12 protein-coding genes and 1 pseudogene are annotated in these 24,663 nt (G+C 67.4%); 4 read left to right on the plus strand and 9 right to left on the minus strand.

Annotated elements, in window-relative coordinates; genetic code table 11:
- Window positions 1–515: 515 nt before the first annotated feature.
- Entirely contained in the window at window positions 516–983 is a 468-nt protein-coding gene (locus tag FBR05_10515; protein ID MDL1872625.1) for a hypothetical protein, read from the minus strand.
- A 1,207-nt stretch (window positions 984–2,190) separates the two neighbouring features.
- Window positions 2,191–2,391 (minus strand): hypothetical protein, encoded by a 201-nt coding sequence (locus FBR05_10520; protein MDL1872626.1) that lies wholly within the window; start codon window positions 2,389–2,391, stop codon window positions 2,191–2,193.
- Between the two features lie 2,891 nt (window positions 2,392–5,282).
- Here FBR05_10520 and FBR05_10525 point away from each other — a divergent pair.
- Window positions 5,283–5,864, plus strand: coding sequence for a hypothetical protein (locus tag FBR05_10525; GenBank protein ID MDL1872627.1), 582 nt, complete (start codon window positions 5,283–5,285; stop codon window positions 5,862–5,864).
- A 4-nt stretch (window positions 5,865–5,868) separates the two neighbouring features.
- Here FBR05_10525 and FBR05_10530 read toward each other — a convergent pair whose 3' ends face one another.
- Window positions 5,869–11,697, minus strand: coding sequence for a hypothetical protein (locus FBR05_10530; protein MDL1872628.1), 5,829 nt, complete (start codon window positions 11,695–11,697; stop codon window positions 5,869–5,871).
- 247 nt (window positions 11,698–11,944) lie between these two features.
- Between FBR05_10530 and FBR05_10535 the strand changes: the two genes are divergently transcribed.
- Together FBR05_10535 and FBR05_10540 are read left to right on the plus strand one after the other, a co-directional pair.
- Complete coding sequence (locus FBR05_10535; GenBank protein MDL1872629.1) at window positions 11,945–14,458, plus strand: hypothetical protein; 2,514 nt, start codon at window positions 11,945–11,947, stop codon at window positions 14,456–14,458.
- Between the two features lie 207 nt (window positions 14,459–14,665).
- Window positions 14,666–14,752: pseudogene (locus FBR05_10540) on the plus strand (DUF732 domain-containing protein).
- Between the two features lie 791 nt (window positions 14,753–15,543).
- Here the strand turns inward: FBR05_10540 and FBR05_10545 are convergent.
- From FBR05_10545 to FBR05_10560, 4 genes are all read right to left on the minus strand, one after another.
- Window positions 15,544–16,689 (minus strand): hypothetical protein, encoded by a 1,146-nt coding sequence (locus FBR05_10545; protein MDL1872630.1) that lies wholly within the window; start codon window positions 16,687–16,689, stop codon window positions 15,544–15,546.
- A 206-nt stretch (window positions 16,690–16,895) separates the two neighbouring features.
- Window positions 16,896–17,702 carry a dienelactone hydrolase family protein gene (locus FBR05_10550; GenBank protein ID MDL1872631.1) on the minus strand — a complete coding sequence of 269 codons (807 nt, stop codon included), beginning with the start codon at window positions 17,700–17,702 and terminating at the stop codon, window positions 16,896–16,898.
- Between the two features lie 9 nt (window positions 17,703–17,711).
- Window positions 17,712–18,263 carry a sigma-70 family RNA polymerase sigma factor gene (locus FBR05_10555; GenBank protein ID MDL1872632.1) on the minus strand — a complete coding sequence of 184 codons (552 nt, stop codon included), beginning with the start codon at window positions 18,261–18,263 and terminating at the stop codon, window positions 17,712–17,714.
- Window positions 18,238–18,654: a glyoxalase/bleomycin resistance/dioxygenase family protein gene (locus FBR05_10560; GenBank protein ID MDL1872633.1), complete on the minus strand. Its 417-nt coding sequence runs from the start codon at window positions 18,652–18,654 to the stop codon at window positions 18,238–18,240. Before FBR05_10560 ends, FBR05_10555 begins: the two co-directional genes overlap by 26 nt.
- Window positions 18,655–18,714: 60 nt before the next feature.
- On the opposite strand from FBR05_10560, the gene FBR05_10565 reads away from it, so the two are divergent.
- Window positions 18,715–20,085 (plus strand): NAD-dependent succinate-semialdehyde dehydrogenase, encoded by a 1,371-nt coding sequence (locus FBR05_10565; protein ID MDL1872634.1) that lies wholly within the window; start codon window positions 18,715–18,717, stop codon window positions 20,083–20,085.
- Window positions 20,086–20,163: 78 nt separating this feature from the next.
- Here the strand turns inward: FBR05_10565 and FBR05_10570 are convergent, their stop codons facing one another.
- The gene (locus tag FBR05_10570) at window positions 20,164–21,720 is read right to left on the minus strand and encodes a hypothetical protein (GenBank protein ID MDL1872635.1); all 1,557 of its coding nucleotides are present in this window, start codon (window positions 21,718–21,720) and stop codon (window positions 20,164–20,166) included.
- Window positions 21,721–21,879: 159 nt separating this feature from the next.
- The coding region (locus tag FBR05_10575) for a tetratricopeptide repeat protein (GenBank protein ID MDL1872636.1) at window positions 21,880–24,663 on the minus strand (2,784 nt) is incomplete at its 5' end.

Here is a 24,663-nt window from a genome sequence, read left to right on the forward strand (position 1 = left end):
AGCCCCATGATCTGCAGGAGAGCCTGTCCGGGATCTCCGAGGTCTATCGCGCCGGCGAGGAGACCCGAGCGGCGATGAATTTGACCGCCCAGGCGGTCAACCTCCTGATTCAGCAAGGGCCCCGCGCCCCGGATTTACTCGAGCTGCTCAAGACGATGCCGGAGTCCTTGGCCTTCCACGACCGCTTCCTCCACCTCGCAGCCCTGCGCGACCCGCAGGACGACCTGCGCATCGGCCTGCAGCAGCTGGGCGTCCATCCCACGGCGCCGGACTACCTCGCGAGCGGCCTCTTGCTCTTCTTCCGCGCCGGCGGGGACGGGGCGCGCCTGACGGAGCTGCTCCAGGCGGCGCGCGAAGCGGGCGCCCCCGGCTATCACCCCAGCGTCGCCGTGAGTCTCTTCGGCGCGGCCTATGGACGCAAGGTGATTCCCGAGTCCCTCCTGCCCTCCGGCGGACAGGCCGAGGCCTTCCTGATCCGGGCCTTCCCGCCCGAGCCGAATCCATAAATTTCGAAACTATTCCGGTTTCGCCGCGGCGGGCGCGGCGAGGGCCCGAACCTCGTCCCAGGCGTCCTGGATCGGCGCGCGGCCGAGCGGGCTGAGCTTCTCGAGGTCGGCGATCAAGGCGAGTTTTTTCAACAGGATCTGGCTGCGCTCGCAGAAGGCCTGCCAGAAGGCGCACTCGCGCTCGGCCATGCGTACGAGCTCGGGGAATTCCGGCGTCGGGAAGTCGCGCCCGTACTGGGCGAAGTCCGCGGATTTCAGTCGCAGCTCGCCCAAGATCTCGGCGGCGCTGCCGCGCAGGGACTCCGCCTCCTGCACCTGATCCGCCAGGCCCAGGGCCCGCGGCGAGCGGCCCGCCTTGAGGGCGTGCATCGGCTTCTCCAGCCCCTCGTAGAGCAAGGTCCCGGCGAAGCTCAGCTCGCGGCTCAATAGGGCGATCTCGGCGGCGACTTGGTCGAGGGGCGGGCGTTGCGGGCTCATCGCTTTATTTGTAAATTCCCCATCGGCTTTAAGCCATCTATTTCTTCCTCGAGCAACGCAACTCGCGGGGAAAAACGACGATAGTATCTTATTCGAATTACATTAATTAATTTATTAATATCAACTAGTTAGGAAACGACATGTCGTGGGGGCACTTCAGGTTTCCGGATGCTGGGCATCCGTCGGCGGCGCTCCCGCGCCCGCAGGCCGACCCGCGCCCCGCGGGATTGAAACAGGACGGCCCCAGCGCCCCCGCACCCGGGAGACTTTTCCTCGCCCATTTTCTCGACTCGATCGCGGCGCCTTCCGCCCAGGACTCCGGTTCCCTGGCCTTGGCCCTGCAACAGGCCCCCGCCGCATCTCTCCAGGAGCTGCTCGCCCGTCAGCCCTCCGAGTTTCGCGAGCGCCTCGCCGCGCGGCTCGGCGACGCCGCCCTCCTCGAGCTCGGCCAGTTGTTTCAAGAAACCGATCCCCAATTGTTTTTATCCCAGTCCTTGAACCTGGGACGCCGTTGGGAGCGCGAGGGTCGCCTTGAGGCCGCCAACGCGATCCTCCGCGCGGTTGCCGACGCCGAGACCCTCTTCGGTCCGGGCCTAGCCGGGCTGAGCGCCCGCGCCGAGGCGGAGTGGCGGGCCCTCGTCGGCCAGGGCGCCGGCGCACCGCGCTTCGAATTCTTGCTGCGGCGCTTCGCCCACGAGGCCAGCGATCCTTGGATGATCGCCGGCTTCGGCGCGGGTTCCCTCGCCTACAAGACGGCCCGGCTCGGCGTCTTGTCGCGGCTGGCGGGAAACGGCGCGCGGGGATTTTTCTCCCAACCGCTTGTTTCCGGCCTGCTGGCCTCCGGCGCGGGGCTGGGCGTCGAGGTGCCGGCCTTCGTCTTCACCGCCAAGCTGGGCCGCGAGCTGAGCGGAAGCCCGCAGGATTGGCGCGCGGCGACGCTGGGCCACGAGCTTGCCGCCACCGGCGTGACGCTGTTTTGCCTGAAGGGCGGGGGATTCTTGAGCGCCAGGGCCGTCCAAGGGCTGCGAGGTCCGGCCTTTGCCGGGGGGCTCGCCCCCGAGCTGGGCGCGGCGACGCGCTTCGCCCAAGCGGCGATCCCGCAGGCCGGCATGCTCGCCGGGATCGTCGCCTCGCGCCGCCTCGAGGAGTCGCTCGGCTTGCGGCCGCGACTGGACGACGCGACCCTGCTCGTCGACAGCCTTTCGACCTATTTCCAATTCGTCGCCGGCGGGCGCCTGGCCGAGCGGGTCTTGGGCCCGGGCTTCGCGGCGCGGCAGCGCGAGCTGGACCTGCGCGCGGCGAGTCTCGGTCGGGGCCCAAGCCGCTTCCTCGACGGCACGCCGCTCGGCGCAACCCCGGCCTTCGCCGCCGCGCCGGGCGGACGATCGCGAGCGACGCTGGAAGAAATTTTTAATGCGCCCCTGCTCAGCGAAAACCAAAACGGCGACGGGAACGGCACGCGGAGACGGAACGGCTCCGCCCCTCACCTGCGGCCGGTGGGGCCCGGCGAGGGACGTCTCAGCGAGGCCGAGGCCCGCGAGCAGGCGCGACTCCACGACCCGAAGGCCTTCGCCGAGCAGGTGCGCCAAAAGCTGCGCGAGGAGAAGAACGCCGTCGCCGCCGCGGTGTCGGCCCTGCGCTCGCTGAGCGCGCAGGTGCAGACCTTCCTTATTCACCACGCCCAGGGTCGCGGCGCCGCGCCGGAGATGGCGGGCCTGCGCGAGGAGATCCTCGCGACCTACGACCGGTTCCTGCAGGGCTACCGCCAGGCCTCGCACAGCTATGAGGCTTGGATCCCCTTGGCCGCGGGTTCGCCGTCCCTCCAGGCGGAGGTGGTGAAGAGCCGCGCCGAGCTTCAGAGATTCGTGGAATTCTCCCGCCGTATCCACGTCGGGGCGCAAACGGTTTTGAAGGCCGTCGCCGAGGGCAAACCGGAGGCGATGCACGAGGCCTTGGATCTTTTGCACCGGCGGGTCACGGAACTCGCCGGGCATCCCCCTTCCTGGGCCCCGCAGGGCCGCCTTGCCTTCGCCGAAGAGATGGCCTTCGCCAAGCTCGCGGGGATTTTGCAAGGCATCGGCGTCAAGGAGGCCTATCGCGGCACGCCCGAAGAGATGCAGACCGTCCGGGAATTCCAACTCCACCCTTGGAACCTGCTCGACCGGGGTTCCGGCCGCACGCAAGACCGCGAGATTCCCGAGTGGCTCTTCGCCGAGCTCAGGCATTTTGAGGGGCGGGATTGGGACCCGGCGGAGACCTTGATCCACCGGGCCTATCCGAGCCGGGAGGAGATGCGGGATCAGGTCGCGCGCGAGGTCTCGCCCCGCGAGCTGCTGCGCTGGGGCGGGACCTATCAAGATCCCTTCCAGACTTGGATCGGCGTGCAGCTCCCGACCCTGTTCGCGGCCTATCGCGGCGACGCCCGCGTCTTTTTCGAAAAGATTCGGGCCTTGGAGATCTTCATGGAGCCGGAGACCCGCGAGGCCACGCGCGTCGCGGCCTGGTGGCTGGGCAAGGCGCTGCATGGGACGGGCTTTCCTTCCGAGTGGGCGATCGAGCCGCAGGCCTCGGCGATCGTCGCGCGGGTGCGTCGCCTGGCGCGGCGCGAACCCGTCGATCTCGGGATCGCGGCGCGCGAGCTGGGCGAGGCGGGGGATTTGGCCGCCGTCGGCCACGCCCTGCTGGCCTTTTTGCGCCATCCCTTCGCGCCTCGCGCCGCCCTCGAGCTGGCGCTCCAGGCCCCCGAGGGGGTCCGCGAGGACGCGGTCTCGCTGGCCGGCGCCCTGCAGGGGGCCCTGCACGGCAAGGGGGCCTTTGCGCCGGAATGGATGACCAAGGTTGTATTAAATTCGGTGCCGACGCGCCGCGAGCCCGAGGCCCTGCGGCAGATGACGGATTTTCTCAACAAGGAAATCCAGTTGCAGAACTCCTTGGCGGACCTCCGCTCCCTCGCCTTCACGGGCAACCCCCACGGCAATCCGAAGATTTCCCCGCTGCGCGCGGTGAAGCCCGAAGCCCCCGCCTGGCGCGCCTTCCGCGCCGGCTACGAGGAGCGTTTTCACAACGGTGAGCTGAGCGCCGTGCAGGCGATCTGGGAGATCTCGGTCCTGATCGAGCAGGGGCGCCGCGACGGCGTCTCGCCGGCGGAATGGAAAGACCTGCGGCGGAACCTCCGCACCTCGCTCCATCGCCTCGACTTAAGTCTCAAGTCCCTGCACGAGTTCCGCGCCCGCGGCGAGGCCGCCTTGGCGGGGGAAGTACCGGAGGCGCGGGCGAAGGCCTTCGCCGACTTCGACCTCAAGGTCGAGAAGCTCGAGCGAAGCCTGGAGGCCTTGCGGCGCTTCCGCGAGATTTTGGACGAACCCGAGGCGCCTCGTTCGTCCGCCAAGTTGGATGAGGTCCGCTACGCGCGGCTGCGCGAAGCCCTGGTCGGCGCCATTGCGGCCTGGGAGCTGCCGGGCCTGGCGGCGTTGGCGCAGGACGCGGCCCCCCTGCCGCTCGACGGCATCCGCGCCTTGCAAAAGGGCGCGGAGTTCATCGGCCGCTCGGTCCGTCCGCCGGCCTACGCCCCGCTCTTCGACCAGCGCGGCGATGCCGAGACCGTCGAGGCGGTCTTGAAGGGACTCGCGGTCTTCGGCCCGATAAATTCCCCCGGCGCCGAGAACCTCATGGAGAGCTACCTGCTGGCGGTGGGCGCCACCTACATCCGCCAGCCGGGCCGTGCGCTCGCCAACCAGATCACGCCCAGCGCCCTGGTCGCCGGCCTACCTCGAGGCCAACCGCGGCAACCCCGCGCGCGCCCTGCGCGAGTTGACGACCCTGGACTCCAACGCGAGCCCCGAGCTGCGCGAGGCCTGGCGGGTGGCGACCTACGCCGCCCTGCGCCTCTTGCAGGGTGCGAAGCCGGACCTGGCCTTCGCGCAGGAGCTGCGGCGCAGTTTTGTGGACTCAACGATGGCCCAGGGCCTGAGCGCCTTGATCGAGCTGCAGATCGGCGGCGAGGCCGCGCGCCGCGAGCGGCTCCTGTTGGAGTGGGAGGCCTCTCCGGATGTGCGGAACCGAGTGCTCCTGGGCCTGCACGCCTTTCTGCAGGCGCCCTCCGACGCCAAGTCCGCGCTGAAGGCCCTGCGCTTCTCGGCAGTCGATCCGCATCAGGTCGCCGAGCGGGTGGCGGGGATGTTGGCCGAGGCCCATCGTTCCCGAAATCCCTTGGCCGGGGCCCCGGTCGCGGTGCTAAGATCGCAGTTGCCCGAGGCGCCGCAGGCTAACGACGCGGCGCCCATGAGCGGGAGGCGTTCGATGAGCGAAAAAGACATCGCCGAGACCCTGGGCGCGGCCTTCGATCCCGGGCATCAAGGAGCCAAGGTCGAGGTTTTCTGGCGCGACTGGGCCCAGCGCCTGGGCGTCGCCGTGACCGAGCGCGAGGCAGAGGCCTTCCGCGCCGGCCTGCGCGGCCTGCCGGGGTATTTTTACGGAAAGCTCAACTACTACGCCGCGGTCAACCCCGTCTTGGCCAAGGCCCTCTTGGTCAAGTTAGGCGTCGTCTCCAAAGACTCCCCCGCAGCCTCCGATCCGGACCTGAAGGCGGCGCTTGCGAGCCGGGCCCGCGAGAAATATTCGCCGGAGGATTGGGAAGATTATTCGAAGGGGTTGATCCACAATTACGAATTTCACGCGAAGAACTTTTTCCCCGACAAGTTCCGGCCGCTGAGCGAATCGGAGCGCCGGGAGTGGCATCAAAAGATCGGCGATCTTCCCGCGGTGGTCGTGGAGGGGATGTCGTCGGGCGGCCTGCAAGGGGCCCATTTCCTCGTCATGGCGCATCGACTGGGACTCAGCAAGCTCGGGGCCCCGGAGCGCGACGAAATTCCGATCGAATAATGGACTACCAGTTCATGGCCTTGTAGAAAGGTTCGGCCCAGGTATTCCCCTGAGCTTCCGCGGCGCCGCTGGCCTCGCGCTCGACCCACTCGCCGTTGCGTTGATGATCCAACCAGCGCGTTTTCGCGCCGCCCGGGAAAGAGGCGTCCTCGAAGACCACCATGACGCGGATCTTTTCCTTGGCCTTCGCCTTCGAGGCGTTCGCCCGGTATTCCGTCCTAAGGGCCTCCGTCACCATCTGCATCAAGGTCTCCTCGCGGCCCGCCGCCTTGTAAAGCCTGAGGACAATCACCCCGTCGCCCTGATTGTGGGATTTGCCGAACTCGTGCCCGGTGATCTGGAAGACCTTGTCGGCGATCGCCTTGTCGATCTCGTGGGCGTTCACCAGGCTGCCGTCGCGGGTCGTGACCTCGACCGCCGCCAGGCGGGTCGTTCTCCCGTCGGCGTCGAGTTTTTCCACGATCCACTCGGGGGTCTTGGTGAACTTGTCGGTGCCGTAGGCGGCGCCTTGCGTGCGGTCTTCCGGAATGATCGAGAAGCGGTAGCCCTCGCCGGAGGCGACGGCCTCTTCCTTCATCTTCTGAAATCTTTCGAATTCGACTTGGGCGGCCTTGTCGCCCAGGACCCTGGCCTTGTAGACGATGCCGACGCCGGCCCCGTAGACCTCGACCTTGCCTTCGCGCCCAAAGAGGGAAGCGATTTGGTCGAGTACCTGCGGCAGCGGGATCGAGGCGATGTTGCGCGCCTCCGCGAAGAGGCGCGTCATCTCGAAGGCGTTGTCGGCATAGGCCCGGCCGTCGAAGGGCTTGAACTCGAGGAAGGCGTTCGCGTCGCGCTGCGAGAAGTCGCGAATTTTTTCCAGCACCGCGTTCAGCTGCTCGCGTTGCTTGGGTTTGGCGGCGAAGTCCGCCATCTTCTCCGCCGCGGCGGTCCAGGCGATCCCGTAATTCCCGTCCACGAAGGGTTGAAATTGGGCGAGCTTGGCGACCTGATCGGGGATCTTGGCGGCGGCGCGGGAGTCGCCCTTCGCCGCGGCCTCGCGCAGCTTTTGCAGCTGTTGCGAGGCGGCCAGGTGCTGCTCCAAAACCTCCCGCGCGGCGGAGCGGAAGTGGCGCTGCATCAGGGTCGTCTTGGCGTCCGCGGGTCCCGCGGCGCCCAGGGCCTTCGCCGATTCGAAGGCGAGGTGCTCGGCCAGGTAGCCGTGGCCCTGCTCGAAGGACAACTTGGTGCTGAAGTTGTAGGTCAGGCCCGTCCCCTTGACGGCGGTGTCGAGGAAGATGTCCTTGCCCTTTCCGACCTGCAGCGAGGCGGCCTCGCCCCAAAGGGATTTTTGGATCAGCTGGGAGAGGTTGCCCTTGACCGGGCCGCCCAGGCTCAAGTCCAGCCCCTCGACGAGGACATTGGCCCCCTTCAGCTGGGCGGGCTCGAAGTCTCCGGCGACGCGCAGCAGGACGGCGGCGCGCTCGGGGTCGGCGCCCTTCGGCAATTGGATTTCCAGGCGAGGGCGGTAGCTGCCGCTCGCCGGGACGTAAGAAAGCACTTCCCCGCCAGAGCCCTTGATCTCGACGCGGCCGCCCGAGTTGCGGACGCTGAAGGTCTGGCCGCCCCATTCCAGGGTGAGGTTGCGCCTGCCCTGGACGCCGCCGCTGAGCAGCCCCGCGAGCATCTCGACCTGCTCGCCCTTGTCCTTGGCCTTGAAATTCACCTGGATCCTGTCGCCTTCGATCTTGACCAGCGTCTTGCTGCCCTCGCTGAAGGCGATCTCGGCGTTTTGGCCGCTCTTCAGGGTGTCCTCGGTGAGGCGCCGCGCCGCGGCCTCGTCGGGGACTAGGAAGCGTTTGCCGACCATTTGGTAGCGTGGCTTCGTCGTGTCCGCCGGATCGTAGACGTAGAGGTCGAGGCCCTTGTCCTTGGCGATCTGGATCAGGCCGGCCAAGTCGTTCAGGCCGATTTCCTTTCCGAGCAGGACCTCGACGCGTTTCAGCTCGGCGGGGATTTCGCCCTTCAAGGCCTCGGCCACGCTGTTCAAGCCTTCCTTGCCCTCGAGGCCGACGCGGACCGCATTGGGATTTTTCCCCGGCGTGCCGTTGTGGGAGATGTCGAAGATATCCTTCTCGACCAGGGCGCCCTCGAATTTTTCCAGCGACTTGTGCGCGCCGCCGCCCCAGCCGCTGCCGTCGGCCATCATGACGACGTCGGGGCCCTTCTTGGGCTCCGCCTTCGGGGCCCGGACCTTGGCGGCGCCGTAGGCGCCCGCGTAGGCGGGCTGCATGCCGCCGAAGCCGCCGTCGCTCGGCGGGCCGAAGAGCCATTCCGCGGCCTTGTCCATCCAAGCGGCGGCCTTCTCGGCGAGCTGTTTCGCGTAGAGCTCGCCCGCCGTTGGCTTCGGCGGCTTGGGCTTGCCGGCGGGGATGCCCGCAGCGGCGTGAGGCGCGGTCTCGCCGCGCGCGACGGCGAAGAGCTGGCCGGATTTACCGTATTCCAGGGGCAGGCCGAACTCCGCGAGGTACTCGTTGGCCTTGGCGAATTGCCGCGATTCGACCAGCTTGGCGAGCTTGCCGCCGGAAAAGCCGACCTTGTTGAGCGAGGCGTCGACCAGCATCCCGACGACGAGCTTGCGGGCCGGGGAATCGACGATCTCGCCCTTGGCGTTTCGCGTGGCGCGGAAGCCCAGGGCGTCGGCGTAGGATTTTGCGGTGAGGATGGCCTCGCGGACGGCGATCTCGCTGTGCTGTTTGTTGCTGATCGTGCTCAGCTTGCCCGAGAAGGCGGCGTTGGCCATCTTGTGGGCAACGGCGAACTGGACGTAGCCGAAGACGTCGTGGACCAGGCCCTCTTTCCAGCCGCCGACCGGCTTGGGCGTGAGGCCCAGGCCTTGGTTGACGTGGCTGGTGGCGATCATGCCGGCCAGGCCGGTGCCGTGGCCGATGGACCAGGTCAGGACCTTGCCGCCCGCGGTCAGCTTCGTGCCGCCCTCGGTGACGAGGCCCAGGCTCTTGGCGGCACGCGGCGCGACGCTTTCGCCCAATTTGCCCGCACCCTTGAGGCCGCCGATCATGATCAGCGTGGCGCCGTAACTCTTCAACATGTGCTCTTGGGTGAAGACCTTGCTCGGGTCCTTGACCATCGCCTCCTTGGTCAAATTCGCCGCCCAGAGCGCCGTGCCCTCGACGCCCACGCCCACGGCTCCGGCGAGGACGAGGGCCTTGTAGCCGGTCACCCCCGCCTTCTCCAGGCGGGAGAGGGCCGCGAGCTTGGCCAAGTTGCCCAGGCCGGCCGAGCCGACCATGATCAGGACGTCGATGGCCAAGGACTCGGGACTCATCGAGGTGATGAACTTGAAGGCCGAGCGGCCGAAGCTGCCGTTCCCCTCGAGGGCGTCCATGTGCTCGCGCGCCGTGCCGTTGAAGCAGGCCTCTTTGTCGAGGAAGTTTACGAGGGTGTAGAAGGCGTAGGGCGTCTCGACGGCAGGGTTCTGCCGCTCGAGGTCCCAAGTCTTGTTGAGGAGCGTCACGGCCTCGCCCGGCTCCGGTGGGAGCTTGTCGACCAGATGAACCAAGGCGCCCAACGGGAAGCCGGTGACGACCTTGTCCTCGTAATTGATGTAGTAGCGCGCCTCGGCCTTCATCGACTCGGGGCCGTCCTTTTCGATCTGCTCCATCGCCTGCAGGATGGTGTCGGCCTTGCCCGACTCGATGCGCGAGCGCAGCTCGGCGACGAAGGCGACTTGCCCCTTCCACCGAGCCTGCGTGTCGTCGCGGAAGTCCTTGCCGTCGTCGCGGCCCAGCGACTCAAGGCCGCCGAGGATGTCGCCCAAGATGCCGTTCTGGGCCTCGCCTTGGACCCTGGCGCCTTCCTTGTTATAAGTCGCCCAGGCGTCCAGCGCGGCCAAGTTGACCATGCGCAGCTTGTTTTTCTCCAAGACGCCGAGGATCTTGTCGATCTCCGGAATATCCGCGCGCAGCGGCTCGAAGTGCTGGACCGCCTCGTCGGTCTTTCCTTCGGCCAAGAGGGCGTAACCCGTGTAAAGCCCCGCCCGTTTTTTTATCTCGGGGTCGGAATCGTCCTTCGCGAAGCCCGCGAGCAATTCGAAGGTCTTCGCCGCGAGGCCGTTCAATTCCTTGCGGACAAGCTCGGCCTCGTCGACGTTGGCGCGCGGGGTCTCGGCCAGTGCGAGGTATTGCTTGGCCATCAGCTCGACCATCGCCAAGGTTTCCTTGCGCGTTTCGAGGGGAGCCTCGCCGCCCGCCCGCAGCAGGTCCAGCTGGGTGCCGAGCGCGGCGATCTTTTCTTTCTCGCCCGCGTTGAGCAGGGCCAGCAGGAGGGCGCGGTCCGAGGCGATTTCGGCCTCGACCTTCGCGATCTCGTCGGCGTTTTTCTTGGGGTCGAGGCTTGCGAGGTAATGGGCGTCGGCGTCGGCGCGGAAGCGCATGGCGACCGTGTCCCGCGGCTGGGAGCTTAAGACCGCCGAATAGGCGTCGCGCGAGCCCTGGAAGTCGCCGGCGGCGAAGCGGGCCTTGCCCAAGGCGAACTGCGCGTCGACTAGGCTGGGGTCCTGGGCGACCGCCGCCTCGAGGGCGCTCACGGCCTTCGCGTAATCCTGCTTCGCCAGGTAGGCCTCGCCCGCCAACTGCCAGGGCAGGGAGCGATCCGGTCCGGTGAAGGCGACGGCGTCCTTCAGCGCCTTTTCCTCGAGGACGGCCAAGTCGGCCTTGGGATCGTCCAGGGTCTTGGTGAAGAGCAGGATTCGGACTTCCTCGAGACTGCGGAGGTATTTCGTCCGCAGCTCGCCGATCTCTTGGTCGAGGTCATGGAGTTGCAGTTTTTGCGCGTGGCTCAGATGGGTGAATTTACGGTACGCGCTTAAGTCCGGCCCCTGGAAGAGGGGGCGGCCGAATTCGTCCTTCAGGAGCGGGCCGTAATCCGGAAAATCCTTGAAAGGGTCCGGCTCGTTGCCGCTGTGGCAACCGACGTTGCAGCGTACCGGAGGCGTGGTCAGCTTTTCCCGCTGCGCCTCGAGGTCCGCGAGGCGGAGGTTTTGTTTAAAAAGATCCGCCTCGCCGTGCTCGGCCATCAGCTTCAAGACTCGCGAGGTGAGTCGGTCCGAAGGGGTGAGGCGCAGGGCCTCCAGCAGCAGCGTCTTGGCGCCGGGGTAGTCGTTCTGTTTTAATTTTTCTCCTGCCGCGACCTGCAGCAGAAGGGAGCGCTGCGCGCCGTAGGCCTGGTAGAAGGCGTAGGCGGAGCCTTGGACGTCTTTCTCCATCTCGGCCAGGGCCTTGAGGGATTCCTCGGCCTTGCCGTCCGCCCAGAGGCGGAGCGCGGCGACGAATTTTTCTCCGGCCGCGTGGCCCGATTTTTTGTAAGCCGCCTGCAGCTCGTCGAGGACGGCGGTCGTCGCCTTGGCGTCGCCCGCGAGCAGGCGCAGTCCCAAGGCCGATTGGTAGAAGGCCAATTTCTTCTCGGGATCCAGGCTGAGGCGCGCCTGACGTTCCAATTCCTTGGCGTGATCGCCCAGGCCGGCGGCGTCGGTGGGGGCGGTCGGTTGGATGGGCGCGGGTTTCGCAGCGGGCGGATTTGCGGGATCGGCCGACGCGGAGGTCCCGGCGAGCCAGGCCTGGATGGCCTCGGAGTCCTGGGGGCTTAGGATGGAATTCGATTTCTTAGCGTAATCCAGAAAAAAGGGATTGGGCTGGTTCTGAAAACCAAATTTTCCCTGGGGTTGGGGAGAGGTATGGCAGTTGGAACAATCTTGGCCGTCGGCGGGCGCAGCGTCCTGGCCCGGGGCCCAGTCGAGAAAGGACTTCTCGTTATTTGTAACCTTCGGTGGAACCATGTGCCGCCTCTGTCCTCATGAGAAGGCACACGTCGCCGGAGTGTACCTACCCTTTACCCACCCCTAGAATAAGCAAGAGATATGCCAGGAAAATCAGGGGGAGCGGCATTTAAGGAGCCTGAAATCATTGCATTTTCGCTTCGAATCGCTAATCTGAGGCCCTTGGGGCCCGAAATGTGTGTCGGGGCCCCCCGGAAATTCTCTATATAATGATGTCTCCAGGCCCCATTGACGACCCTGAGGTGCCATGAGCTTCGAGCTATTCGCCGACCGTTTTCAAAACCCACGACGGCTCTTCGAGGACCCCGTTTTCACCCTCTGGGCCGCGGAGGATCAGGAGCGCCGGCGCGAGGTTTGGGTGCAGGCCCTGTGGAGTCCCGGGCTTCGCGAGGACGTCGGCTTGGTGCGCCAGCTCGAGGCCTTGCAAGCCTTCGAGGATGCCGCGCGCGGCGAGGCGCCGGAGTGGATCGCCTTCGGCGACCAAGGCCTGCTGGTTCGGGAACACGTCTCCGGCCGGCTCCTGTCGGAGGTGGCCGAGACCCAGCGCGACGAGGTTTATCTGTTATGGCTGCGGCAGGCGTTGGAGATTCTCGCCCGCCATCACGACGCGGGGCTTTGGCATCTGGCGCAGGGTCCGCTTTCCTGGATCCTGACTTCGGACGGGGAGGGCGGCGAGCGCCTGGTCTTGGCCGACCTCGCGTTGTTTCCCGACCTGCCGCTGGGATTTCGGGTGCACCCCGCCAATCTCGTCGCCGTTGCGCCGGAATTTTTTCAGGATGCGCCGCTCGACGCCCGCGCCGATCTCTACGCCCTTGCCTGTCTGATTCTGCTGCAGCGCAGCCCCAAGGCCTTCGAACGGATCCACGGCATCGGGGCCTGGATCGATCTACACCGCGGCGGCCGCGTCGCGGCGCTGGTACCGAAGACCCCCTCCCCCCTGAACGAACTTCTGCGCAAACTTCTGCAAGCCGATCCCTGCGCGCGCCCCGCGGACGTGCGCGCCGCCTTGGCCGAGATCCCGGGCGCCGGGGCCCCGCCGGAGACCGCGGCGCCGATCGCCGATTGGATCTACGAGCGGGTGTCGCGGCGGCAGGCGACGCTTTACTTCCGCGCGGCCTTCGACCTGCTGCAGGCGGGGGACCCTCGAGGCCGCGACCTGATCGAGGCGGCGCCCGGCGCCTTGCGCGAGGCCTATCCCGGATGGATCGCGTATCTGCGCGCGGAGTCGGCGCGCCGCGGCGGCGACGAGACGGCGGCGCAGCGGGCGTTTCGCGAGATGGAAGCGAGTCTGGCCTCGCGTCCCGATCCCCGGCTCAAGGCCTTCGCCGCCCTCTCGGAGCTGCGCCTGCATGCCGGCCCCGGCGAGGCGGAGGCCCGCGCTTCGGCCCTGCGGCGCGCGGAGGAGACCCTGCAAGGCAACCAAGACCCGGAGTTGGCCGCCGAGCTCCATCTCGAGCAGGCCGCCGCGGCCGAGGCGCGCCTCGATGCGACGCGGGCCCTGCGGGAGTACGCGGAGGCCTGGCGCCTGCTCCGCGAATCGGAAGCGGCGCCGCTGCGCGAGGCCGCCGGCCTGGGCTTGGCCGAATTGTTGGGCAGTCACGGCCGCACGGAAGAGGCCTGGGAGATTCTGCAAGACTTGACGGCGGCGAAGGAACCGCGCGACCCCGCGGGCCTGGATCTCGCCGCCGCCCTGATCGCCCTGCGCTTGGGCCGCTTCGACGCCGCGAAAGAGCTCTTTTACCGAGGCAAGTCGCGGATCAGCGCGCAGAAGGACCTGCGCCGCTTGATCTGGGCCTCGGCGCAGGAGCTGCGCCTGTACCTCGCGCAGGGCGATTTCGCGTCCCTGGGCCGTGAGCTTCGAGTCTTGAAGGTGCGCGCCCGAAGCCAAGAGGGGCCGCCGCGGCTTCTGGCGATGGTCGAGCTGGCGGCGGCCTTGACTCAGGCGCCGCGGACTCCGCCCTCCGAGTTCTCGGAGTGGGAAGGGGCGCTCGCCGCCTGGGCGGGGACCGAGGCGCCCTTCCGCGACCTGCTGTGGCCGCCGGCGGAGAGCTGCGAATGGTTGGCCCGCGCCGCCCGGCTTTGGGGGCGCGAGGCCGAGGCGGCCGCCTTGGAGGCGCGGGCGAAGGCCTTGCGGCCGGATTTTTCACAACTGCCCCCCGCGGCGGCGCCGGTCGTCCCGAAAACCGCGCCGGCCCCGCGCGCCGCGGCGAAGCCGCCCGCGCCGCCCGCCGAAGCTACCCGGCCGCCGCTCGAGGAAGCAAAGGTCGCTCCACAAATTGTCCCCGAGTCGTCTCCCCCGCCGGTGATCGCGGTTCCTCCCGCCCCGCGGGACTCTCCCGACCTCGAGCGCCTGCGGGCGGAAAACCGCGCCTTGAAAGAGAGGATTCGCCGCCTCGAGCAGGAGCTGTCGCAGTGGCGCACCGCCCAAGCCGCGCCGCGCGAGGCCGATGCGCCCCTGCCGGCCTCGCACGTGGCGGATTTGGCGGCGGTGCGCGAGCTGATGGAGAAGCGCTCTATCGTCGCGACGCTGCGCAAGCATTTGGGAAATCGCATCGAGGCCGCGCGCGAGCTGAAGATCCACCGGCGCACGTTGTTCGAAAAGATCCGCCGCTACGGTCTGACCGACGCGGATTTTATGCCGGGCCTCGAGGAGATCGAGGCCACCCTCGCGGAATGCCGCGGCAACAAGCGCTTGGCGGCCGAACGTCTAGGCATGAGCCGCAGTTCCTTCTACCGCTGGCTCAAGGATCTGAAAAAATAAGGCCCCCGTAACCCCAGGATCGGAATCAGGGCCCCCATAAACCACCCCAGGAAAGAAAGATCGGCGCGGGTTTTCGCCGCGGGATGAAGCGCGCAGCCCGCCGCCTTGCCGCTCGCCGCGGCGTCGCCGGATTTGTCGGGGGTGGTCGCGTCGGGGGCGCCCTGTAGAAAATTATCGTTTCCGGCTTCCGAGCCGGGAACGGGCAGCCCGCCGCCTCCGCCGGGCGCTCGGTCGCCGCCCGGCGCGGGCTCCCCGGGCGCGGCGGGAGGGGCCGGTTCCGCAGGCGGAGCGGGCGCGGCCGGAGTCGCCGGGCTGGGAGTCGTCGGGCAGTAGTCCGCCCGACAGCCGAAGGCCTTCACGCACTCGCAGGGCTTCTTCGTGCCGCAGGCCGCTTGAAACTCGGCGATCCCCGCCTCGGGCTTCGAGCACTGGGCCGCCGGCACGTCGCCGCAGGCCTGGTGGTATTTCCGGATGGTCTCGCCGGTGTCCGCGAGCATCGTGCAGAAGGTCGCGCTGACTTGGGTGACGGCCTCGTATTTGGGCTCCTCGCGAAGGACCTGGGCCTCGGCGAAGCGAGTGGTGACCGCTTGGTATTCCACCAGAGCCGGGACCGTCGACGTGCAGCTGGCTCCTATGCCGAGCTTTTGGAGGCATTCGTGGCTGTAGCGCTGGGCGACGTTGCCGGGGGTGTTGACGCAAAGCCAGTAGTAGTCGTCCCAGATCTTTTGCTGCGCGAGATTTCCGGAGTAATCCACGCCCGGCCGGCTCAGGCAGGAATTGGGCCGCGAATTGCTGCAGAGGCCCTCGTATTTCAGGATGACCTGGCATTGCTCGGAAGGGTTGGTCGGCGGCGCAGGCGTCGTGGCCTCGGCGTTGACGCCGAGCAGCTGGGCGGCGGCCAAGAAGATGGAAAAGGCGGCGAGTCGAAAGAACGAGCCGGAACGAAACTGGAACATGGGACTCCTGAGAGTTATTTGTGCCCCCATGTTAGCGTCGTTATCGCCTCTAGACCATAGCCGGGTTGTGAATGGGAGGAAAATATTTCCCGCGCATGACATGATGCGGCAAAGTCGTAGGCCGGGGAGTCAAGGCTGGCGGGCCAGAGCGGGCGCCAGGTGTCCCGTCTCCACCGTGATCTCGAAGTCCCCCCGCGGCGATCGGAGGGTCTGCGCCCGCAAGGTGTCTTCGCGGCGGATCTCGAAGACGCCGACCAAGTCGTCCATCAGGTGGTTCGCGGGGATGCGGCCTTGCCGGATCCATTCCGCTTCCTCGTCTTCCTCCCAGACGATGAGCAGGATGTGATCGCGGTTTTTCACCGGGTAATCCCAGTCCCAAAGCGCGAGCTCTTCGTAGTCGAGGCTTTGGTCGGGGGCCTGGAATTCCGTGTCGCCCCATTCGCAGAGCGGATAGTTCCATTGCCGCTTGCTCAGGAAGGGACCGGGGAGGAAGGCGTGGACGCGGAGCTCGGGGCGCAGGGCCTCGCGGCCGATGGCGCGTAGGCGCCCTTGGGCGAGGCTGAGCAGGACTTGGCGCGGCAGTTCGGGGATTTCCGGGGCGTAGGGGACGATCGCGTAGTGGAAGTTGGCGTAGAAGCCGCCCATGCCCTCATGCAAGGTGTCCCGGCGTCCCGTCTTGGGATCATAGCTCTCGTAGTCGACGATGTGGGAGTCCTCGTAATCGTAGGTGATGCGGACCTTCTTCAGCAGCAGGACGTTGCGTCCGTCCATGGCTGAGAGGGTCTTGGCTTGCGCGCCCTCCATCGCGTCAGGGTCTTGCATCTGGAAGACGGGGCGGCGATTCAAAGCGTCCTCGGCGCCGCGGTAGACGAACCGAAAGCCGGCTTCCGATGTCGCGTCCTCTTCCGTCTCGGCCACGCGCAGCCGCGGGCACAGCTCCGGCAGTACCGCGAGGGCGGAGGGATTGGGATCGCGGTTGGAGATCACGCCGGAGCCGAAGCGAATCGCCTTTTCCTTGCGGCCGGCCGAGACTTCCTCGACGAGACTCACGCCGAAGGGGCCTCGGGCCTGTACCTTGGAGTTGGCCTCGGGCGAGGCCGGGAGGCTCAGGAGGTATTCCCCCTTGCGCGGGTCGCCTCGCAAGGTGCCGCCCTCCGCCTGGACGCGGGTGTAGGGCGGGGCGTGGATGGGGAAAAGGCCCTCTTGGGCGGAAAGGCCGGCGACGCACAGCGTGATTCCAAGCCAGAATGCGAATGGCAAAATTTTACGATGCATGGCGCCTCTACCCGCAAGTGTACGCGGAATGGGGATTTCCGGGTAGGGTCAATTCGGGCGGCGGGGGGAAAAGAAAAAATCCTTGGGCCGAACACCGAAGAAGGCCTAGAATGATTTCTTAAAATTACGTAGATTCAAAAATCAGTTTTCTTGAAATTACGCAAAATGAAGATCGTCATCATGGACAACCCCTTGACCGACGCAGGTCAAGAACGCGGAGATTGCCTCGGAAATAATTCTTCCAACATCGAAAGCAACTCCGCCCAAGACTTCCGGTCCGCCTCCGCGTCATAGGCCACGCCCTTCAGGCCGTGCCGCTCCGAGCCGGGCACGGTGAAGCCGTGCACCGCGTCCGGATACACGACGATCCGCGCCGCGACCTTGCCTTGCTCCAGGGCGGCGCGGACCTGCTGAAGCGTCTCCGACTTCACGAAGGGATCCTTCCCGCCGTGGAAGATCCAGATCTTGGCCTTGATCTTTTCCGGCTGCTCGGGAGGGAAGAGCGAGCCGTGGAAGCTGGCGACGGCCTTCAGGTCCGCGCCGCTGTAGGCGAGCTGCAGGACCGTCGCGCCGCCGAAGCAGTAGCCGATCGCCGTCAGCCTCGCCGGATCCACCATGGGCTGCGCGCGCAGGGTTTGCAGCGCCGCCTCGGCGCGGCCCAGCCATTCCTGCACGTTCGCGCGCACCTCGCCCGCCATCTTGCCAGCCTCGTCGGGATGCGCCGCGACCTTGCCGCCGCCGTACATGTCGGCGGCGAAGGCGACGTAGCCGGCCTTCGCCAGTTGGTCGGCGCGGGACCTGGCGTAGTCGTTCAAGCCCCACCACTCGTGGACCACCAGGACCCCGGGCCGCTTGCCGGCGACCGCGTCGTCCCAGGCCAAATAGCCTTGGAAAGTCTTGCCCCCGTAGACGTAATCGACCGTCCGGTTTTTCAAGGCCGCCGCGGCCCGGGGCGCGGGTAGACACGAGACCAGGACGGCTGCGAGAAAGAGGATCTGTGCTCGGCTCTTCATGTCGCCTCCTCACGAGGGCTTGTCGCCGCAGGCGCAGGACTCGCCCTTGGCCCGAATATCGGTGATGTTGCGGCGCCGATCCAAGTGAAATTCGCAGCAGGCGCGAAGCGCCGCCTGCAGGCGCTGCTTGGCGCGGCGGTGACGGGACTTCGCGGCGGCGAGCGAGAGGCCCAGGGCCGCGGCCGCCTCCTTCTGGGTGCGGCCCTCGAACTCGATCGCCACCAGGATCTCGCGGTCCTCCGGACCCAGGCTGTCCACGAAGGGACGCAGCCAGCCGGCGACCTCCGCGTTGCGGTTGCCCTCCTCCTCCGCGTCCCCCTCCGCCTCCGGCGGGGGAGGGGGCTTGCCGCGGGCGCGATAGTAGTCCACGACGCGATGGTAGGCGCTGCGGTAGAGCCAGGGGAGCAGGCGTTCCTCGTCCCGCAACTGGTCCAGGCTCTCCTTCATCTTAAGGAAGATTTCCTGGACCAGGTCCTCGCGGTCCTCGGGATGGCGCACCCGCCGGGCGACGAAGCGCTCGATCTTCGGGTAGAGCTCAGCGACAGCAGGTTGCGGACTCATTCGCGGCCTCGCGATCTTCCAGGAAGACGAAAGTCTCCCAGGGGTTTCCGTCCGGGTCCTTCACCCAGACCTTGTCTTGGAGGGCGTAGCAGCAGGTTCTGTCGCGCTCGGCGCGGGTCTTCAGCCCGGATTGCTGCAGGCGCCGCTCCTGGGCCGTGACGGCCTCCCGCGACTTCACCTGGATGCCCAGGTGGCTCAAGGCCGGGCCCTCGCCCTCCCGCCGGGTCAGGGTGAAGTTGACCGGCGGCTCTTCCAGCTCGAACTTAGCATAGCCCGGCTTCAGTTTCACGGGTTCCGCCGCGAACAGGGTCCGGTAGAAGGCCAGGCTCTCGTCGAAATGACGGGTCGTGAGGCCCATGTGGATGCGTTTTTCGGTCTTGAAGGTTTTCATATTTCCTCCGTTGGGGGTGTTTTATAATGTATGACGGAACCTCTTGAAAAAGGATGCAGGATGCCCCTCGTTTCCCTCAATCCCGCCACCGACGAAGTCTTGCGCGAATACCCCGAGCTCTCCGAGGCCGAGCTTGACGCGGCCGTCCGGGGCGCCGCGGCGGCCTTTCGGGTCTGGCGCGGGCGGCCCTTCGCCGAGCGGGCGCGGGCCCTCCTGGCCGTGAAAGAGGCCTTGCTGGCCCGGCGGGAGGAATTGGCGCGGCTCATGGCCCTCGAGATGGGCAAGCCCCTGGCCCAGGGCCGCGCCGAGCTCGACAAGTGCGCGGCGGGCTGCGAGTTCTACGCGGCGCAGGCCGAGGCCTTCCTCCGCCCCGAGCCGGCCCCCACCGAGGCGGCGAAGAGCTATGTCGCCTTCGAGCCCCTGGGCCCCGTCCTGGCGATCATGCCCTGGAATTTTCCCTTCTGGCAGGTCTTTCGCTTCGCGGCCCCCGCCCTGATGGCGGGTAACGCCGCGCTCTTGAAGCACGCCTCCAACGTCTCGGGCTGCGCGCTGGCGATCGAATCGCTGTTCCGCGAGGCCGGGCTGCCCGAGGGGCTGTTCCGCAGCCTGCTGATTTCCAGCGGCCGGGTGGCGGGGCTGATCGCGCGGCCGGAAATTAGGGCCGTGACCCTGACCGGCAGCGGCCGCGCCGGCGCGGAGGTCGCCGCCCAAGCGGGGCGCTTTTTGAAAAAGACGGTCCTCGAGCTGGGCGGCTCGGATCCCTACCTCGTTCTGGCCGACGCCGACCTCGAGCTCGCGGCCCGCGTCTCGGCCCAGTCGCGTCTGATCAACGCCGGACAGAGCTGCATCGCCGCCAAGCGCTTCATTGTGGTTGAGGAGGTCCGAAGGGATTTCGAACAGCTGTTCGTCGCGGCCATGCGGGAGGCCGTCGTCGGTGATCCCCTTCTCGAGACGACGCAGGTCGGTCCGCTCGCGCGCCGGGACCTTCGCGACGAATTGCAGCGCCAAGTGGAAGCCAGCCTCGCCAAGGGCGCCAGGCTGTTGCTGGGCGGAACGATTCCCGGCGGACCGGGCGCCTTTTACCCGCCGACGGTCTTGTCGCAGGTGGGTCCCGGCATGGCCGCCTTCGACGAGGAGACCTTCGGCCCGGTCGCGGCGATCGTCCCGGCCCGCGACGAGGAGGAGGCGATCGAGCTGGCCAACGCCACGAGCTTCGGGCTGGGCTCCTGCGTCTTCACCCAAGACCTCGCCCGGGGCGAGCGCATCGCGCGGGAGCGCCTGGAGGCGGGGTCCTGCTTTGTCAACGCCTTGGTAAAATCCGACAACCGCCTGCCCTTCGGCGGGGTGAAGGCCTCGGGCTACGGCCGGGAGCTCTCGGCCTTCGGGATCCGGGAGTTCGTCAACGTCAAGACGGTTTATGTGATGTCTTGAGACGCGGCAGGAAAAAAGGACGAGGGCCATGATCAAGGATGCGACCATGGCCCCGCGCCCTGTTGGGAGGGGAACGGTTTAAGCGTTCCTCTTAATGATGCGACCCCTCCACAGACCCGCCATCCCAAGACCGGTCAGGATCGAGACGATCGCCAGATTGAGCCTCGCGGGCGCCGAGCCCCGGTCCGGACGCAGCGAGCAGCCGCCGCCCTCGAAGAAGGGGTTGGGCTGTCCGCCGCCCACGCCGCCGATGCCGCCGTCGTTCGGGTTCTCCGGATCCGGCTGCACGAAGCTGTCGTCGTCGCCGTCCCCGTCCGAGTCGTAGGCGCAGACCTGATCGGCGGTGCCGTCGCCGTCCACGTCGAGATCCCGCTCGTCGATGCCGTTCAGCACCTGCTGCGTCGGATCCCAGAAGACGTCGGGACATTCCTGGGCGCAGCCGGTGCCGTCGACGTCGATGAAGAAGTCGGGGCAGCCGTCGTTGTTGCCGTCCACGTTGATGCAGGCGACCGAGGACCCGTCCGGATCGAAATAGGCGTCGCCGAAGCAGCCGTCGCCGTCGGTGTCGCAGGCCACCTCGGTGCCGCCGTCGGAGTCCGCGTCCGTCCCACGGCAATCTTGGGTGTTGACGTCGACCACGCGGATCTCGGGCGAATCGCCGATCGGCGTCAGGGTCCCTCCGGCGTCGCTGCGGCTGGAGAACTCGACGACGTAGGTGCCGGTCTGGGACGGAGCGGTGACGCCGTCATACTGGAATGTCACCGTCCCGCCGTCGTCCAGCGAGATCAGGTGCTGCGTCGCGGTCGGGCCGCTGAAGATCGGGCTGCCGGGGCCCAAGAGGAAGTAGTCGAGGTTCAGGCTGGTTGCGACGCCCAGGGTCAGCGAAGGGAACTTGATCCCGTAGCTGAGGACGGCGTCGCGGCTCGCGGGCGGGGCGCTCGTCAGGTCGACGGTCACCTGGGCCCATTCACCGTCCTCCAGAAGCATAGTGTCGATTTGCGAATTTTCCAGGTCGTAGATCGTAGGAGCGCCAAGGTCCGCGTTTTCGGAAATTCGCAATTCGCCGTCACCCAGATCCAGGGTGCCGGAAAGAACGGTGCTCAGCTTGATGCGGAAGGAGAAGTGCGTGTAGCCGGCCCAATTTCTCGCCGCGTCGAAGTTGTACCAGACGCTCGGCGTGAAGAGGCCCAGGTTGGCAAGGAAGTTCACCTCCAGGCTGCGCGCGCCCTCGTGGAATTCCCCGGCGTCCGAGGCCACCGAGACGATGTTGACGATGGGCAAGCCGTCGTCGGCGTTCCAGCCGGGAGTCCCCGTCAGCAAGGGCGTCGCCTCCAAGTCGTCGAGGACGTCCGCGCTGATCCCGTCGACGACGGTCACCGTGGTGTTATTGGCGTTGGGATCGGGAAAACCGTTCGGCACCGTCATGCGCACCGAGCCGTCGCCCATATCCTCCGTCGCCGTGTATTGCAGTGTGAAGTCGTTCCCGCTGGAGCCGCTTTGCACCGTGTTGGGCACCGCCGTGGCGAAGCCGCTGCCGTCCGCGGCGTGCGAGGCGGCGGCCCACCCCAGGATGCAGGCGAGACTCCACAGGAATGCGCCCGTCTTGCCCGGGCGCGGGCTGGTTTGGTTTTTCATATTCCCCTCCATTTTTCCCCATCCCGGGCGGTCCCTTGCGGACCTGTACGAAGACTGGAGCAAAGGGTAGGCCAATGATTCTAATAGGTTGAAATAGAGAGGGAATTTATATGCCGGTAGGCGGGGGGCTCGGTAGGGGCCCATCCCGGTAACAAAGTGTTACAAGGACTTCCGGTCCTTGCCCTTGGGGAGGCGGTGATAGCCCAGCAGGCGGGAGAGCTGGGGCCGAGGGATGCCCAGGTGCTTGGCCGCCTCGCCGACCTTGCCCTCGTGCAGGGTCAGGATGCGGACGATCTCCTCCCGCTCGAAGCGGCGCTTCGCCTCGGAGAGGTTGATCTCGCCGCGGTCGAGGGCCTCGCGCAAGGGGTCGGCGGTGCGGCGCCGGCGCTCCGGCGGCGGGGGGAGGGGGCGGTCGAGCAGGGCCGCCAGCTCGGGGCGTTGGCTCAGGTCTTCCGGCAGAATCTTGTCGCCCGCGGAGAAGATGCAGAGATTGTAGACGAGGTTTTCCAGCTCGCGGATATTGCCCGGCCATTCGTATTGCAACAGCGCGCCGAGGACGCGGGGATCCATCGCCTTCTTGGCGCCGCCGTTTTGCGCCGCGAACTTTTCCAAAAAGTGGTCGACCAGGAGCGGGATGTCCTCGCGGCGCTCGCGCAGCGGAGGGATGCGGATCTCGGCCACGGCGAGCCGGTAGTAGAGGTCCTCGCGGAAGCGGCCCTGGCGGATGTCCTCCTTCAGATTACGGTGCGTGGCGGCGATGACGCGCACTTCCACCTTCCGGTCGGCGACGCCACCCACGCGCCGCAGCTCGCCTTCCTGCAACACGCGCAGCAGCTTGGCCTGCATCGCGGCCGGCATGTCGCCGATCTCGTCCAAGAAGAGAGTCCCGCGATGCGCCTGCTCGAAGAGGCCGGGTCGGCTCTCCAAAGCCCCCGTGAAGGCGCCGCGCTCATGCCCGAAGAGCTCGCTCTCGACTAAGTTTTCCGGGATCGCGCCGCAGTTGGCGGCGACGAAGGGCCCTTTTTTTAGCGGGCCGTTGAAGTGCACGGCGCGGGCGACGAGCTCCTTGCCGACCCCGCTCTCGCCCAGGATTAGCACGGGGGCCCGCACCTCGGTGACGCGATCGACCCGCTGCAGGAAGGCGCGGGTGGCGGGGGCGCGGCCGATCAAGTTCCGGTACTGGTATTTCAGCTCGAGCACTTCCTGCGAGCGCTCCAAGGCCCGCCGCGCCGCATTCAGCTCCCGCGCGCGGCTCTCGAAGAGCGAGGCGTTGCGGACGGCGAGGCCTAGGATGTCCGCGAGGCCGCTCAGATAGGCAAGGTCTGGCGCCTGGACGGGCTCCGCGGCGCGGCGGCTGTCGAGGTAGACGGCCCCGAGCGGGCGGCCGCGATACTGGAAGGGCAGGACCATGACGGCGCGCAGCTCCAGGGCCTTCACGCTGCTTGTGAGGTTGAAATCCGCCTCGCGCTGGGCGTCGGCGGTGACCAGCGGCCGGCCTTGCGCCAGGGCTCGGCGCGTCAGGGACCAGCTGAGCGCCTCCTCGCCGTCCTCGCGGCAATCCTCGGGACGGATGTGATGGGACTGCATCACGGCGAGCCGCTCGTCCTCCTGGAGGATGACGAAGCCGCGTTCCATGCCGGTCGCTTGCAAGAGGCCTTGCAGGATCTTCTCGGTCAGCGCGCGCAAGTCGAGCTCTCCGGTGAGCTCGCGCACCCATTCGAGGATGGATTCGAGGCGAGGGTCGCGGGCGGAAGGGGCGGGTGTCGCCGTTGGAAGAGGTGTCATGGAGGTTTGCTCCCATAGCGGACGGTGGAGTTGTCGGAAAAAGGCGCGGTCGTCGCCGGGCAGGGCGGCCTCGGCGACCTCCGCGAGCTTGAGGGCCCAGCGGCGCAAGGTCTCGGGCCAGGCCAGGCCGAGTTTTTGCGCGCGCTCGCGGCCGCGCAGCAGGTTGTCGAGCACGAATTCGACGTCGCCTTGGCCGCGCAGGGCCTCGGCGGCGAAGACGATCGGCTCGGCCTGAAGCGCGCCGGTTTGAAAACCGGCCAGGAGGCGGGAGAGAAATTCGACGCGTTGCTCAAGCAGGGCGTCGCCGGATTGCTCGGCCCAGGCCTTGGCCTCGCGCAGGGCCTCGGCCGCGCGGGCGTCGTCTCCCGTCGCCCAATGGATCTCGGCCAGCGCGGCGAGGCGGTCGCCGCGTTCGGAGCCGCCGAGGCTTGGCTCCGGGGCAGCCTCGAGCAGCCGGAGCGCCTCGGAGAAGTCGCCGCATTTCTTCGCCAGGTCGGCCCGCAGCAGGAGTGCGTAGGAGGCCAGCTGGGGATGGGGGCGGGTGCGCAGCGCGGCCTCCGCGCTTTCGATCAACTCGCGGGATTTTTCCAGTTGGCCGGAGAAGCGCTTCAGGCCGGCCAAGTTCAGCTCGGCCCGGGCCTTGTCGATCGAGAGGCCGAGGGCCTCGTAGAGCTCGCAGGCGCGCAGGTAATCCTCCAGGGCCTCCCGCCAGTCGCCCTTCGCCTGCCGGACGTTGCCCAAATTCATCGAGACCAAGGCCTCCAGGGCGGCGGCTCCGGCATCCCGCGCGCCGTCGAGGGCGCGCCGGTAGGCGGCCTCCGCCTCGTCCAGGCGGCGCTCGAAGAGCAGAAGGTTGCCCGCGAAATTGTTCCAGACGGCCGACGCCGCCGGGGCTCCTTCCTCTCGAGGGCGGACCTTTTGCAGCAGTTCGAGGGCCTCCGCGCCGCGGCCGTTGTGGTAAAGCGCGGTCGCGCGGCCGAGCAGCCCGCGCGGATCCTCGGCGCAGGGATGCCTTTCGAAGTGCGCCAAGGCCTCCGCGTAGCGGCCGCGGCGGTTGAGCCCCAGGCCTTGGAACAAGGCGCGCGCCGCCTCGGGGAGCTTCGGCAGTAGGGCCTCGAGCTCGTCGAGCCGTTCGGTCTTGAGCAGGAGTTCCGCCAG

Source organism: Deltaproteobacteria bacterium PRO3, assembly GCA_030263375.1.
Lineage (GTDB): Bacteria > UBA10199 > UBA10199 > DSSB01 > DSSB01 > DSSB01.